We start from the raw sequence: 13854 nt of genomic DNA, 5'->3' as shown, positions 1-13854 counted from the left end.
TTTGATTAATTATACTTTATGTATTCAACTATTTTGCTAAATTCCCTTTTTAAATAAAAATATTGTAACATAGATTAATAGATTTATTGCTTATAACAATTAAAAAAATTCACAAAAAAAAGCTCAAACATTTATTGTTTGAGCTTTTGTTGCTAATAATTATTTATTCTTTTGATCTGTAAACGCTTCATGTAGAGCAGATAGTTGACGCTCAAGTTCAGAAAGAAGTTCTCTACCTTGTTCTGCTTCAATTAAACCTAAACGAGAAGCAAAATCAATCTCCCTTGATAATCCAAACATTTGAGTATCTAAAACCTCTTCATATAGAGGGCATTGTGGCATCGTTAAATGATCCAGTTGCACATTTATTAATTTTAATATTTTTTCAGCATCTTTTTTTAATAATTCAAATGCTTTATCTTTGTAATCTGTTACAGCATCAGACCTCAATTTTCTCCCTCCGCTTCCGTACAAGCTATCTATTTAATATTATAGTTCTTTTTAGGAAAAATCAACTTAAATCAAAAGTTTTGCAAATATGTATTTTAGAAAATTATATTTTTGCAACAGTTTATTTATTAGAATTTTCTTATGTTAGGATGTAGATTTATATTGTAATCTAATTTCTACAAAAAAAAAACGCTCATTTAATCACTATAAAAAAGCTGAAAACATAAAAAAACTTAATTGTAAATAAGCGCTATATTTGTTCAATTGTTTGTCTTTTTACTTAAAATAGTCGTACACTATAGTTAGACTTAGTACATAGAAGGGGTTTTAGTATATGAGTGATGTTTTTCAATTAACAGGTAATGTGGAGTTTCCGTTAACAATAGATCCAACTGTTTGGATTTTTGATGAAAGAAAGGTTAAGTTAGATAGTTTGTTAGCTGGTGATTTGAAAAAGGTTGATGAGCTTGAGCAATATACGAAAAGTGTTTCAAAGCATTGGGATCGTGAAATAGTTGAAGGTGCGAAGGTTGATAATAGTCCTTTATACGCTACTCAAAAGAAAGAATGGCTTAAGGAATCGTATGCAATGCCATTTTCTTATTTTATAGATAATAGTAATCCGAAAAATCGTGATTTAGAAGTTACGATCGAAACAGAAGGTGATTTAATAAAGTTACCTTTTGAAACTGTATATGAAAGTTATTTAGCTTTTTCATACAATGGCAAGAGAATCCTTGAAGATGGGCCAGTTCATTTATATTTTGCTGATGGCACAAATAAAGAAATACCAATTACTTCAATCAAGAAAATTATTTTATAGTTTAAAACAAAAGCAACATCTTACTGATAAATTTTGGTAAGATGTTGCTTTTGTAAGCATTTAATTATTACAATATATCCGCTGCAAGTTGGGCAATTGATGAACGTTCGCCTTTTATTAGTTTTACATGACCACTTATTTTTTGATCTTTAAATTTTTCAACTACATAAGTTAATCCATTGTTGTATTCATCTAAATATGGATGATCAATTTGTTCTGGATCCCCCATTAATACAATTTTACTCTTATCACCAACACGAGTTAAAATTGTTTTTACTTCATGCCTAGTTAGATTTTGTGCTTCGTCTATAATAATAAATTGCTCTGGGATACTTCTACCTCTTATATAAGTTAAAGCTTCTACTTCAATTGAGCCCATTCCGGCTAATATCGCATCAAGTTCACCTGGTTTTTTCGTATTGAATAAGTATTCTAGATTGTCATAAATCGGTTGCATCCATGGACGAAGTTTTTCATCCTTTTCACCTGGTAAATAACCAAGATCCTTTCCAACTGGAACTATCGGCCTAGCAACTAATAACTTTTTATAGCTTTGCAGGTCCTCACTTTGCATTAAACCTGCTGCTAAAGCTAATAAAGTTTTCCCTGTACCTGCTTTACCAATCAATGTGACTAATGGTATATCGTCTCGAAGTAGTAATTCTAATGCCATGGACTGTTGTGCATTTCTTGGTCTTATTCCCCAAATATGTTCATTCGAGAAAACAAATTTCTTAATTTTTGTACCCGTTTTATCTACAACTCCAAGAGCTGAGCTCTTACCACCGAGAGCATCCTTTAATACGATGAATTGATTAGGATAAAACGGATGGTTCGCTATATCTGAAACAGGAAGTTCAGTTTTCTCGTAAAACTTGTTTAATAAATCTGTATTTATGTAATACTCTAGATAACCGGTATAAATATGATCAACTTCCACTACTCGATCACTTAAATAATCTTCAGCTAATAAATTTAATGCATCCGCTTTTACACGAACTAACGTATCTTTACTAACTAAAATTACTGTTTTTCCGCTTTCTTTTGCTTCTTCTTCAAGTGATAAGTTTTTTGCAACAGCTAAAATGCGATTATCGTTCGTTTTTTCAACAAAGATTTCTTGCAATTGTTGAAATGAGCGATGATTTAATTCAATTCTAAATGAACCACCGTTTTCAAGAGGAATACTTTCATGTAATTTCCCTAGTTCTCGAAAGCTATCAATTAGTTTGGATACATACCTAGCATTACGACCAACTTCATCCATATATCTCTTCTTTGAGTCTACTTCCTCTAATACAACAGCTGGTACAACTACTTCGTTATCTTCAAATGAAAAGATTGCTAGTGGGTCTTGCAGCAGTACATTGGTGTCGAGAACATATATTTTACTCAATCCTTAACCTCCTGACTAAAAATAACTCAGATTAGAATAATTAGTTTTAATTCTAAATTGATTGGTCTTACATTTGGTTACTAGTCGAAGAATGGACGAACCGTTAATATATTATATGAAATTCTCTCTACTTTAGAATATTTTTTAATGTTTAAAGCTCAGTGGATCTAATACCACTTAAAACTGCTACATCTAATTTTTTTGCAGCCCTCTCATCATAAGTTTTTGCATACTCTGGTTCGACTGTTATTTTAGACCCATAAAACAATATATTTTTTACTTCATTAACTTCTACTTCTATGCACGCTAATTTTAATGGAATCCCAGGCATTTGCTTCGTTAAAATTTTTGCATTTCCTGAGATACTATAAACTGTTTCATTTGAGAATAAGCTTAATGATACATTTTCAACCTCTTCGATATTCGATATAATTGCTGATCTTTGATCTACTGCAAATCGAATCGTCTTATCATCTAAAGCAGCAAGCCAAGAAATTGCATTCGTAACTGGAGTATTCTTTTCTGAGTTAAAAGTACTTAAAAAAACAATCTTTTCTTTATTACAATCTTCTAATAAGCTTGGTGATAATGTTTTCTCAATACTGTTTGCCATCACTATTTCATCTCCTTCAAATAAAGAGTATACTAATATAATTCAAAGTTTATTGAAAACTTCCTGCTAAAACCACTGTTTTCTAAAAATATATTCTAAAACCTGTTATAATTATGTTAACTTAAGTTCCATATATAAGGAGAGAAATTTCACATGAGAGTTAAATGCATGATTTGTGATAAAAGCGAATCTATTAGCGATGAATCACCTGTTGCAAAAAAATTAAGAAATCGTCCTATCCATACATATACATGCTCAGAATGTTACGATCGAATTAAAATAAAAACAGAACAAAGAATTGCAACTGGAAATTTCCGTTTCTTAAAACCGGTAAAGGACAATGACGAGTGGTAAATTATGAAAAAAGAAGCCAATTGGGCTTCTTTTTTTTGGAAAGACGATTAAGTCTTAGATAATATTTTTATGTATAAATCCAATAAAAGTTTAAACAAAGAAAAACCTAGATTAATTTCTAGGTTTTTAATACTTCTCTGGATTAACTTTTACTTGATCTAAAAAGCAATCAATCATTTCAATTGGAAAGCGCGTAGTACGCTCTTTTTCTGATTGTGTAAATGTGATTAAATAAAAATCTTCCATTTTTTCTATTTTTACGTTAGATACTTCATGATCCTCTTTTAAAATCGAATCAAACATCTCATACGTCTCTTTAGCAGCTTCATCCGAAGGTCTACCTTCATATATAACTTTTATCGTTAACCAATTATATAAAGCGTCCTGAACAGATTTCATCTAAATACCAACTTTCTAAAAAGTGTTACATTATGTAGTAGCATTATTCTTTTTTGATTGATGTAAACGAATCTTATACACACCTAATACGAAAACACTTGCAAGTAATGCTTCCACGATTGGTATCCTTAAAGCTAAGAAAGTAAGGAAACTACATCCAATCATAAGTAAAACATAAATGATTAAACTTTTAAGGATGCTCAATTTTTTTGCGAAACCTAAATGATATACCACAATACATAATACAACAATTAAACCATATAATATCCACATTGAAAGATGAACATCATGAGTTATATTTATTAACTGTGTTATGACAAATTCAAATCCCTTTGGAGCTTTTTCCAAATCCATATCCCCCTATTAAATAATAAAACTAAATACTTCTATTGGTTTTTTAATCGACTATACTATTAATTTTTTGTACTTTGTCTACAAAAATGAAACCGACTATTTCTAGTCGGTTTTATTATATCATAATTATTTTAAAATTTAATTATTCTTGTTCAGCGAATTTTTTCTTTTTCGCTGCACGCTCACGCTCATTTTTATCAAGAAGCTTTTTACGTAAACGAATTGATGTTGGCGTAACTTCACAGTACTCATCATCATTTAAGTATTCTAAAGATTCTTCAAGCGTCATAATACGCGGTTTTTTCATTGTTGTAGTTTGGTCTTTATTCGCTGAACGGATGTTAGTAGCGTGTTTAACTTTAACAACGTTTACTGATAAATCATTATCACGGTTGTGTTCACCAACAATCATACCATCATATACATCTGTTCCTGGCTCAAGGAATATTACACCACGGTCTTCTAGACCCATAATTCCGTATGTTGAAGCTTTACCAGTTTCCATTGATACTAATACACCTTGACGACGTCCACCAACTTGACCTTGAATAGCTGGTTGGTAGCTATCAAATGAATGGTTAATGATTCCATAACCACGAGTTAAAGTTAAGAACTCAGTAGTATAACCAATTAATCCACGAGCTGGTACCATAAATGTTAAACGAACTTGGCCGTTACCATTATTCACCATATCTCTCATTTCACCTTTACGAGCACCCATTGATTCCATGATTGAACCAGTATATTCTTCAGGAACATCGATTTGTACATGCTCAACTGGCTCACATCTTACACCGTCAATCACACGAATGATAACTTCTGGTTTTGAAACTTGAAGCTCATATCCTTCACGACGCATGTTTTCAATTAGGATTGATAAGTGAAGCTCTCCACGTCCACTAACGATCCATACATCAGGAGAATCAGTATTTTCTACACGTAAACTTACGTCTGTTTGAAGTTCTTGTAATAATCTCTCTTCAATTTTACGAGAAGTTACAAATTTACCTTCACGACCAGCAAAAGGTGAGTTATTTACTAAGAATGTCATTTGAAGAGTTGGCTCATCAATACGTAAGATTGGAAGTGCTTCTTGTTGTTCAGCAGGACATACTGTTTCACCAACGTTGATATCTTCCATACCTGATACTGCTACTAAGTCACCAGCTTTTGCTTCTTGGATTTCAATACGTTTTAATCCAATGAATCCAAACATTTTTGTAATACGGAATTGTTTAACTGATCCATCAAGTTTCATTAAAGCAACTGATTGACCAACTTGCATTGTTCCACGGAAAATACGTCCGATACCGATACGTCCAACATAGTCATTGTAGTCTAATAATGTTACTTGGAATTGTAAAGGCTCTTCACTATTATCGATTGGAGATGGAATGTGCTCAATAATTGTATCGAATAAAGCATTCATACTTGGTTCTTGTTTAGCAGGATCAGATTCTAAGCTAGAAGTACCATTAATCGCTGAAGCAAATACTACAGGGAATTCTAATTGATCTTCATCTGCACCTAATTCGATAAATAAATCGATTACTTCGTCAACTACTTCATCAGGACGTGCGAAGTCACGGTCGATTTTATTTACTACTACGATTGGTGTTAAATGTTGTTCTAAAGCTTTTTTCAATACGAAACGAGTTTGTGGCATACAACCTTCATATGCATCTACAACTAAAAGAACACCATCAACCATTTTCATGATACGTTCTACTTCTCCACCAAAATCGGCGTGTCCAGGAGTATCCATGATGTTAATACGTTTACCTTCATATTGGATTGCAGTATTTTTAGCTAAAATTGTAATTCCACGTTCACGTTCTATATCATTTGAGTCCATTGCACGTTCATTAACGTTTTCGTTTGAACGGAATGTACCTGATTGTTTTAATAACTCATCAACTAACGTTGTTTTCCCATGGTCAACGTGCGCAATAATTGCTATATTGCGTAAATCTTCTCTTTTTTTCAAAATATATTCACTCCTAAAATGTCTACACATCTATTTTCATTATTAACTAAAACATTATAGCACATGCACACGGAAATATATCAAGAAAATGTTTAATCAAAAATATAAATTATTAATAAATATTTAGTAAAGATTTACTTTTTTCAAATTTACATCCGATTCGACAAAGAGTAAAATAAGAATTATGAACAGGAGGATTCACCATGTCTAGCATAAAATTTAGACTTTTCTGTGTAGCACTTTTATCCGTAATCTTCTTAATTCTAGTTGGTATAATGCTAGCAGAACTAAGTACTATTGGCGCTGTCATTTCACTAATTATTTCAATATCATTAGTTGGTTATGGTTTTTCATTGCGTGCTAAATTAAAAAGAGAAGACAAGTTATAAACCTCTTCTCTTTTTTTAGAACACTGTCTACACACTAAAAAAAGAAGGCAAGTTATAAACCAAACTTACCTTCTTTTTATTATTTTTGTAGAAATTCGATATAATCAGTGAGTAATTCGTTTTGAATCGAAGCGTTACTTACTAGCACTGAGCTTTTTTTAAGAATTGAAAGGCTTTCATTTTTGAGCGTAGTACATATTCCGCCTAGTTCTTCAACAATAATTTTACCCGCGGCAAAGTCCCAAGGTGATAATCTTGGGGTGATATATGCATCAACCCTTCCCATTGCCACATAGACCATTTCCATCGCTGCTGAACCATATGACCTGCTTCCTCTAACTTTTCGAACAAGATTACTTAATTTTTCATGGTTTAAATAACGATTTTTAGTTAACCAAATAGCATTTACAGCTACAATAGCCTCTTCTAGTACTACATTTTTCAAAGGTGTTAATTCAAGATCATTTAAATAAGCTCCTTCACCTTTTTTAGCAAAATATAGTTCATTATGTATTACATCCATTATAAAACCCATTTTACCGATTCCATTTTCATAAATTCCTAAAGAAATCATAAAATTACGTTTTTGGTGAACAAAATTCATCGTTCCATCGATTGGATCAAGAATCCACACAACACCAGTTACTTGATCCAAATCATCGCCTTTACCTTCTTCACCTAGTAAGTAATGATTTGGAAATTTCTTTTTTATTTTTTCATAAAAGAATTTTTCAATTTCTTCATCTTTATTTGTTACTAAATCATTTTCGTTTGATTTAGTATTGATTGTTATGGAGTCGTATAAAGAGCTTTTAATATTTTCAGCTGCCTCTTGAAGCAAATTCCTCGCGAATTGTTCAATTTCTTTCCAGTCTACATTCATAATTAAACACTCCAAACTCTACGTGCTAAAACTTTATTATTATGGTCCTGTTTATCAGTTTACCAATTTTAACCTAAAAAAACCTAATGAAATGATTTTTATTTAAGATGAGGAACTATTTTGGAGGGTGGGCATACGATAGACCATTGGGCATTTAGTGGAAGATTTAGCGCACAGAAAAACGAACCTATTTAAAGGTTCGGTAAATAAACTCGCTAAGCTTCTAGACGAATTAATTCTAATCTTAATAATTCTAATTTCTTCTTAGATTCAATCATTGCTTCATTATCATTGACTGTCATAGCATCGAATAGTGTAGCTAGTTCGTAATCTAATTCTAATCTAAGTACAGGAATTCTCTTTTCTGCATCAGTTCTTTTTAACGCATTAATCACTTGTCTCATCATTATCCCTCCATAGAATATAAGTTGGCAAAACAAATTGTAAAAGTTAATTAACAAAATTTTCTGATTTTTATCTTGCTACTAATATATGTTATTTAAGCTTATAATGTAACTGTTTTATGAAGAAACATATTACCCATTTGTTTTGGACAAACATGGTATACTAATTAGATAATGTAATTAGGGGGTTCAAAAATGACTCAAACTTTTTTTAAAGAAAGTGATTTTGAAATATTTACAACTGACTCAACATTAGAAACTAGAATGAGTGCTATACAAAATGAAATTCAACCAAAATTTAAAGAAATTGAAGAAGAAATATTACCTTTTTTAAATGTACAAACTGATCAAAACTTTTTTGGCCATATTGCTAAGCATGCTCGACGTACTGTAAATGCTCCAAAAGATACTTGGATTGCTTTTGCAACAAATAATCGTGGATACAAGATGCTTCCTCATTTCCAATTTGGACTGTGGGGTACTCACCTGTTTGTTTACTTTGGAATTATTTATGAAAGTCCAAATAAGCAATCGATTGCCATAAATTTTGAAAAGAATAAAAATAAACTTTACAAAATGATTCCGAAAGATTTTGTTGTATCCTACGATCATATGAAGCCTGACGTGATACAAAAAAGTAAAATGAATAAAGATGAGTTCAATAAAGGTATTCAAAGATTTCATGATGTAAAAAAAGCAGAATACCTATGTGGAATTACAATTGCAAAAGATGAAGCAATTACACTTACAAAGGAAGAACTAATCCAACGTATTATAGAAACATATAATACTTTAATTCCTTTATACAAGATAAGTATAAACTGAATTAATATAAGTGTTGTTTAATTATACATATGTCAAAAACAAAAGTCTATGCCCATTCTTTACACATTTTTCGACAGGACGAAATATGAAATTGATTTAATTAAACAATACATATATAAGAAATGCCCATTGAAGGTAGCTAATCATCCTTTAATGGGCTTCTATTTTTTACTTAATGATTTTTCTTACTATTTAAAATTTTTAACGATTAACTTATTTCATACTACATTTTAATTTTATCACCAGGAGCACCATTTTTAGCTTTTTGCATGACTCTGTATGCAGAATAGCCAGATATTTCCTCTAACTCATTACATAATTTTTTTTCTTCTGCAATACTAGGAACAATTGATTTAAATTGTTTGTATGTAGCCATTAACACTTCACGATCTATTCCCTTTTCATACGCTTTTTCTACTGATGTGTAGAACTGTATTACCTCTATTGTCTCATCTGTTGTCCAATCATATGAAATTGGGTATTGGTAATCCATTTACTTCACTCCTACTATTTTCTAATTAATTCCATTTTAACACATTTTTTAAATTCCATTCTTATTTTAAAAATTGATATAATTTCATTCAAATGTATAAAATTTCATAATTTATTATATTTTTCTATACAGAAAATTCATAGAATGATATAATCTTTTTGTTTTTCAAATGAAGGTAAGACAGTTTATAACTTAATGAGAGTAAACAGTAGAATTGTTTACAAACATATCACTTCCGAAAAACACTATTATTCATTAAATGGGGTGTATGTTAAATGAAACAAATTGAAACGCCGTTATTTTCTTCTTTATTAGAACATGCAAAGAAGAACCCTATTCAATTCCATATTCCAGGACATAAAAAAGGAAATGGAATGGATCCAACATTTAGAGAGTTTATTGGTGATAATGCATTATCGATTGATTTAATCAACATTGCTCCTTTAGATGATCTACATCATCCAAAAGGTAAAATAAAACAAGCACAAGATCTTGCAGCAAAAGCTTTTGGTGCTGACCACACATTCTTTTCAGTTCAAGGCACAAGTGGAGCGATCATGACAATGGTAATGAGTGTTTGTGGACCTGGCGATAAAATTATCGTTCCTAGAAATGTTCACAAATCTGTTTTATCTGCAATCATTTTCTCAGGCGCTACACCAATTTTTGTTCATCCTGAAATTGATAGTGAATTAGGTATTTCACACGGTATTACGACAAATGCAGTGAAAGAGGCCATTTTAAATAATCCTGATGCAAAAGCAGTATTAGTCATTAATCCTACATACTTTGGATTTGTAGCAGATTTAAAAAGCATTGTTGAATTAGCACATTCACATGGCTTAGCCGTATTAGTTGACGAAGCGCATGGTGTACATATTCATTTCCATAACGAATTACCAATCTCTGCGATGCAAGCAGGGGCTGACATGGCTGCTACGAGCGTACATAAGCTTGGTGGCTCTATGACTCAAAGTTCCATTTTAAACGTAAGAGAAGGCATTGTGAATGTCCACAGAGTACAATCTGTACTAAGTATGCTAACAACTACTTCAACATCTTATTTATTGCTTGCCTCACTAGATGTTGCAAGAAAGAGATTAGCAACTGTTGGTGAAGAATTACTAACGAATACTATAAGACTAGCAAATACTGCGCGAAATAAAATTAATTCAATTAATGGTTTATATTGCCCTGGTTATGACTTAGTTGGTAAAGAGGCTACTTTCAACTTTGATCCTACTAAAATATTAATCAGCGTAAAAAAACTGGGTATAACGGGCCATGATGTTGAAGTTTGGTTAAGAGAACGATTTAATATTGAAGTTGAAATGTCTGATTTATATAATGTTCTTTGTATTTTAACACCAGGTGATAGTGAAGAAGACATTCAGCAGTTAATTCATGCACTTGAAGTATTAGTAACTGAATTTGATATCTCAGAGCGCAATACAAATTTAAACGTTGAGATCCCAACGATTCCAAATTTAGCAGTCTCTCCTAGGGATGCATTTTACTCCGAAACAGAATCTGTTCCACTTGAGGATTCTGTCGGTAGAATTATTGCTGAATTTGTAATGGTTTATCCACCTGGAATTCCAATCTTTTTACCTGGTGAAGAAATTACACTAGAAAATCTAGTTTATATTAAAAAGAATATTGAAGCAGGATTACCTGTTCAAGGCCCAGAAGATGAAGAATTATTAACGTTAAAAGTATTAAAATAACGAAAGATTTCATGAAGAAACTAGGAAATGAATCCTAGTTTTTTTGCATTCTAAATCACATCTAAATTATATAGGCATATGATAGGTAAGGTAATTATATTGATTCGCACGAAAAAATTGTTTTTATGTTAGGATGTGGACTCATTGATAGTCGTGAATAATAAAATTGTTCATGCTTCATTAAAAAATAGCGAAGATTCAAACAATAAACTTTATCAAGAAATATTGTCTAGCTTAACAAACAGTAAAAAGTCTCATATTTATAAATCTGACCGTGAACTTTCTTTTGATTTGACAATTAGAACTAATATACTTCAGGCTTCTAAAGATTTATTAACAAGTGGCATGCAATTTAGGGTTTTTAGACGAGCATATTGTAATCCTATGTTTTGGATTCGCACACCAATGGGTGGATTTAGACTTAGGCCAGGCATAAGAACTTCCATGGGAATTTATGATATTTTTCGTAACGGACAATTTTACGCAACAGAATGTGCAACTGCAATCATTATGATATTTTATAAAGCCCTGCTTGATCTTTTCGGCTATGAAATTTTTGATCAACTATTCGATAATGGCATATACTTATACACTTGGAATTACGACCCTAAATTAGCTATTTTAACGGCTGAAGTTGATCGTCCAGCCCCTGGTGACGTTGTTTATATAAAAAATCCTGAAGTTGACCCAATGACACCAGAATGGCAAGGAGAAAACACTGTAACTATGGGAAGTCATTATTATTATGGTCATGGTATCGGAATACGTTCATTACACGAAATTATTTTCCATTTAAATATGCATAGATATCCTTTTGCGATGGTTTCTGCCTTTTTAACAAATTTAAATACTAGAATTGACTCGAACGAAATGGCTCAATATTTAAAAGATAATTCAAAATTAATTCCAGTTACAACGAGGGAAGCTTCATCCGACGTTATAACTGCAAGAATTGGAGATCAAACTCAAATTGCATAAAAAGTAAAGTGGGTGATTCATAATTGGGTCTCCCTTTTTTATGGTTAATTAAAATCATTTTTACCCTTATAGAAAAACATAAAAAAACCACAAGGAAAAACGATTCCCTTGTGGAATTTCTCATTTATAGATGTCTATAGATACTCTATTAGACTTTATGTTTTAATTAATTATAATTAGCAAACTTCATTATCAGTTGGTTCACAATCTTCACAGTTTTTAACGTAAAGAGTTGTTACTTTTTCATCCTCGAAATGACCTACCGTTTTTTCACAACATTTACATACGAACGTTCCCATCTTTGTAACCCCTTTCATAATGTTGTATCAATTAACTAACTTCATTATAATGTGTTATACTTATTTACGCAAGTGGTAAATAAGTATAACTTAATTTTTCTAATACTAGATTATTCAAGGGGTTTCATAAGGTGAATGCGATTTAATTAGTATAACACATTTATTTTTTATTCATAGCTCTCTTCTATACTTGGTGACGGTAGCCAGTCAGCTAAATATTCTGCAAGTTCCATTGCCTCTTCCTCACTTTTTAGTTTACATAAAAATTTCAACTGATTTGGAAAAGAAACATCTTGTCGATCTAATACAATGCATTGTCTAGATTGCATGCAGATGACGAGTGGCTTTCCAAAGAACATGTTCGTATATACAATACCAATATCGTATCTTGTATCGTTCGTAACAAAGCCAACAAATCGGACTCTTACATTTTCGTGATCATCATATAATTTCTCAAACATTGTTTCACCCACTCCTCCGTTTTAGTATTGTAAGTTAATACATATGAAGAAAAAATTAAATTCATACCGAAAACTTGTCTAAAAATTTGAAATAATGTTATGATAAAAACAGATTAAAAGTGATGTTTTTCATCAAAACATCTTAGGGGGAAAATTTAAAAATGGTTCAACAAGCTACCATTCAATTAGTGGATAAATCAAAATACCAAGAAGCAAATTTAGACTTAATAAATAATTTAATAAATGATTACATACAATCTTCAACTAAGATCGGTCAACAAGTTGACTGGAATTATGAAAGGGTTTCCTTTCCTTACTCTATTTCAAATAAAAAATTAGATGACCAAGATGCACTTTATTTACAGAGCGATGATTCACGTTATAAACATTTTGTTGTTTCAATTCAAGATGACAAAAATATCGTGATTACTCTGTTACCAAACTCAACATACGGTGATAAAGGAAAAGCAAATGAGCTATGTAGATATTTAGCTCAAAAAATTGAAGCAAAGCTTGAATTATTTAACAATCGAATCATGTATTTTTACAAACGATAATTTAAAATAAATTTACGATCGCCTGGCAAAAGAAAAATATCGAAGCATAAAAGCAAGTAATAATAATACTTGCTTTTCTTGTGTTTCCAACGTATTTTGCAATTAAATAAAGCTGGTAAAAGAATACTAGAAACAATATGACTTTAGAATATAATTGATCCCTTTTCGACAAGAATAAAACAAATGAAAATCCTATCCAAAATAGTTGATGAATCATTAATACTATTAATTGTTTTCGCATCAATACTCCCACCAATCAATGATCAAATACTAGAAAGTTTGTTTTTTAAACGTTATGCGAGACATGCCTTAATCATGCAAAAAAACCTCCTAACAAAAAGGAGGTTGCAGACAGTCGTTTTTTTCGTTATTTTGCCATCGTATTGCGCTTAATGCATCTACGTTTAACAAACTACTTTATGCTTTAAACAAACCGTTTCAAATGAATTTGAACAGTAAAAA

General features: G+C 31.2%; 19 protein-coding genes. 7 read left to right on the top strand and 12 right to left on the bottom strand.

Going from position 1 to position 13854, the window contains the following annotated elements; all coding sequences use genetic code 11:
• Positions 1 to 159: 159 nt before the first annotated feature.
• Positions 160 to 450: a YlaN family protein gene (locus ABEY15_RS08415; protein ID WP_069035558.1), complete on the bottom strand. Its 291-nt coding sequence runs from the start codon at positions 448 to 450 to the stop codon at positions 160 to 162.
• Between the two features lie 334 nt (positions 451 to 784).
• Here ABEY15_RS08415 and ABEY15_RS08410 point away from each other — a divergent pair, with 334 nt between their 5' ends.
• Positions 785 to 1273, top strand: coding sequence for a peptidyl-prolyl cis-trans isomerase (locus ABEY15_RS08410; protein WP_429889629.1), 489 nt, complete (start codon positions 785 to 787; stop codon positions 1271 to 1273).
• A 67-nt stretch (positions 1274 to 1340) separates the two neighbouring features.
• On the opposite strand, the gene ABEY15_RS08405 is transcribed toward ABEY15_RS08410, so the two are convergent.
• Both ABEY15_RS08405 and ABEY15_RS08400 read right to left on the bottom strand, forming a co-directional pair.
• Positions 1341 to 2669 (bottom strand): PhoH family protein, encoded by a 1329-nt coding sequence (locus ABEY15_RS08405; protein ID WP_056468520.1) that lies wholly within the window; start codon positions 2667 to 2669, stop codon positions 1341 to 1343.
• 151 nt (positions 2670 to 2820) lie between these two features.
• On the bottom strand, positions 2821 to 3282 hold the full coding sequence (locus ABEY15_RS08400) for a pyridoxamine 5'-phosphate oxidase family protein (protein WP_429889628.1): 462 nt from the start codon (positions 3280 to 3282) through the stop codon (positions 2821 to 2823).
• Between the two features lie 153 nt (positions 3283 to 3435).
• Here ABEY15_RS08400 and ABEY15_RS08395 point away from each other — a divergent pair, with 153 nt between their 5' ends.
• The gene (locus ABEY15_RS08395; RefSeq protein WP_429889627.1) at positions 3436 to 3636 is read left to right on the top strand and encodes a YlaI family protein; all 201 of its coding nucleotides are present in this window, start codon (positions 3436 to 3438) and stop codon (positions 3634 to 3636) included.
• Positions 3637 to 3762: 126 nt separating this feature from the next.
• On the opposite strand, the gene ABEY15_RS08390 is transcribed toward ABEY15_RS08395, so the two are convergent.
• The 3 genes from ABEY15_RS08390 to typA all read right to left on the bottom strand — a co-directional run bounded on the left by ABEY15_RS08390 (position 3763) and on the right by typA (position 6379).
• On the bottom strand, positions 3763 to 4035 hold the full coding sequence (locus ABEY15_RS08390; RefSeq protein WP_429889626.1) for a hypothetical protein: 273 nt from the start codon (positions 4033 to 4035) through the stop codon (positions 3763 to 3765).
• Positions 4036 to 4065: 30 nt separating this feature from the next.
• Positions 4066 to 4383, bottom strand: a complete 318-nt coding sequence (locus ABEY15_RS08385; RefSeq protein WP_235832783.1) for a YlaH-like family protein — start codon at positions 4381 to 4383, stop codon at positions 4066 to 4068.
• A gap of 148 nt (positions 4384 to 4531) precedes the next feature.
• On the bottom strand, positions 4532 to 6379 hold the full coding sequence (gene typA, locus ABEY15_RS08380) for a translational GTPase TypA (protein ID WP_429889666.1): 1848 nt from the start codon (positions 6377 to 6379) through the stop codon (positions 4532 to 4534).
• Positions 6380 to 6579: 200 nt separating this feature from the next.
• Between typA and ABEY15_RS08375 the strand changes: the two genes are divergently transcribed.
• Positions 6580 to 6765: a DUF5325 family protein gene (locus ABEY15_RS08375; protein WP_429889625.1), complete on the top strand. Its 186-nt coding sequence runs from the start codon at positions 6580 to 6582 to the stop codon at positions 6763 to 6765.
• A 79-nt stretch (positions 6766 to 6844) separates the two neighbouring features.
• Here the strand turns inward: ABEY15_RS08375 and ABEY15_RS08370 are convergent, their stop codons facing one another.
• Together ABEY15_RS08370 and ABEY15_RS08365 are read right to left on the bottom strand one after the other, a co-directional pair.
• Positions 6845 to 7648 carry an inositol monophosphatase family protein gene (locus ABEY15_RS08370; protein ID WP_429889624.1) on the bottom strand — a complete coding sequence of 268 codons (804 nt, stop codon included), beginning with the start codon at positions 7646 to 7648 and terminating at the stop codon, positions 6845 to 6847.
• A gap of 215 nt (positions 7649 to 7863) precedes the next feature.
• Positions 7864 to 8052, bottom strand: a complete 189-nt coding sequence (locus tag ABEY15_RS08365; protein ID WP_056468536.1) for a hypothetical protein — start codon at positions 8050 to 8052, stop codon at positions 7864 to 7866.
• 195 nt (positions 8053 to 8247) lie between these two features.
• Between ABEY15_RS08365 and ABEY15_RS08360 the strand changes: the two genes are divergently transcribed.
• The gene (locus ABEY15_RS08360) at positions 8248 to 8877 is read left to right on the top strand and encodes a YktB family protein (RefSeq protein WP_429889623.1); all 630 of its coding nucleotides are present in this window, start codon (positions 8248 to 8250) and stop codon (positions 8875 to 8877) included.
• A gap of 223 nt (positions 8878 to 9100) precedes the next feature.
• Here the strand turns inward: ABEY15_RS08360 and ABEY15_RS08355 are convergent, their stop codons facing one another.
• Positions 9101 to 9370: a UPF0223 family protein gene (locus ABEY15_RS08355; protein ID WP_056468540.1), complete on the bottom strand. Its 270-nt coding sequence runs from the start codon at positions 9368 to 9370 to the stop codon at positions 9101 to 9103.
• A 275-nt stretch (positions 9371 to 9645) separates the two neighbouring features.
• Between ABEY15_RS08355 and ABEY15_RS08350 the strand changes: the two genes are divergently transcribed.
• Complete coding sequence (locus ABEY15_RS08350) at positions 9646 to 11097, top strand: aminotransferase class I/II-fold pyridoxal phosphate-dependent enzyme (protein ID WP_429889622.1); 1452 nt, start codon at positions 9646 to 9648, stop codon at positions 11095 to 11097.
• A gap of 153 nt (positions 11098 to 11250) precedes the next feature.
• On the top strand, positions 11251 to 12075 hold the full coding sequence (locus ABEY15_RS08345; RefSeq protein ID WP_429889665.1) for a protein-glutamine gamma-glutamyltransferase: 825 nt from the start codon (positions 11251 to 11253) through the stop codon (positions 12073 to 12075).
• Positions 12076 to 12251: 176 nt separating this feature from the next.
• On the opposite strand, the gene ABEY15_RS08340 is transcribed toward ABEY15_RS08345, so the two are convergent.
• Both ABEY15_RS08340 and ABEY15_RS08335 read right to left on the bottom strand, forming a co-directional pair.
• Positions 12252 to 12374, bottom strand: coding sequence for a GapA-binding peptide SR1P (locus ABEY15_RS08340; RefSeq protein ID WP_098234026.1), 123 nt, complete (start codon positions 12372 to 12374; stop codon positions 12252 to 12254).
• A gap of 167 nt (positions 12375 to 12541) precedes the next feature.
• Positions 12542 to 12835: a DUF3055 domain-containing protein gene (locus tag ABEY15_RS08335; RefSeq protein ID WP_097975693.1), complete on the bottom strand. Its 294-nt coding sequence runs from the start codon at positions 12833 to 12835 to the stop codon at positions 12542 to 12544.
• Between the two features lie 161 nt (positions 12836 to 12996).
• Between ABEY15_RS08335 and ABEY15_RS08330 the strand changes: the two genes are divergently transcribed.
• The gene (locus ABEY15_RS08330; RefSeq protein ID WP_429889621.1) at positions 12997 to 13392 is read left to right on the top strand and encodes a DUF1885 family protein; all 396 of its coding nucleotides are present in this window, start codon (positions 12997 to 12999) and stop codon (positions 13390 to 13392) included.
• Between the two features lies 1 nt (position 13393).
• Here ABEY15_RS08330 and ABEY15_RS08325 read toward each other — a convergent pair whose 3' ends face one another.
• Entirely contained in the window at positions 13394 to 13633 is a 240-nt protein-coding gene (locus ABEY15_RS08325) for a hypothetical protein (protein WP_069035545.1), read from the bottom strand.
• Between the last annotated feature and the right edge of the window lie 221 nt (positions 13634 to 13854).

The sequence above is a fragment of the Gottfriedia acidiceleris genome (assembly GCF_050457485.1).
Lineage (GTDB): Bacteria > Bacillota > Bacilli > Bacillales > Bacillaceae_G > Gottfriedia > Gottfriedia acidiceleris_D.
The sequence above is the reverse complement of the archived record's forward strand: the minus strand, read 5'-3'. Positions and strand labels throughout refer to the sequence as shown.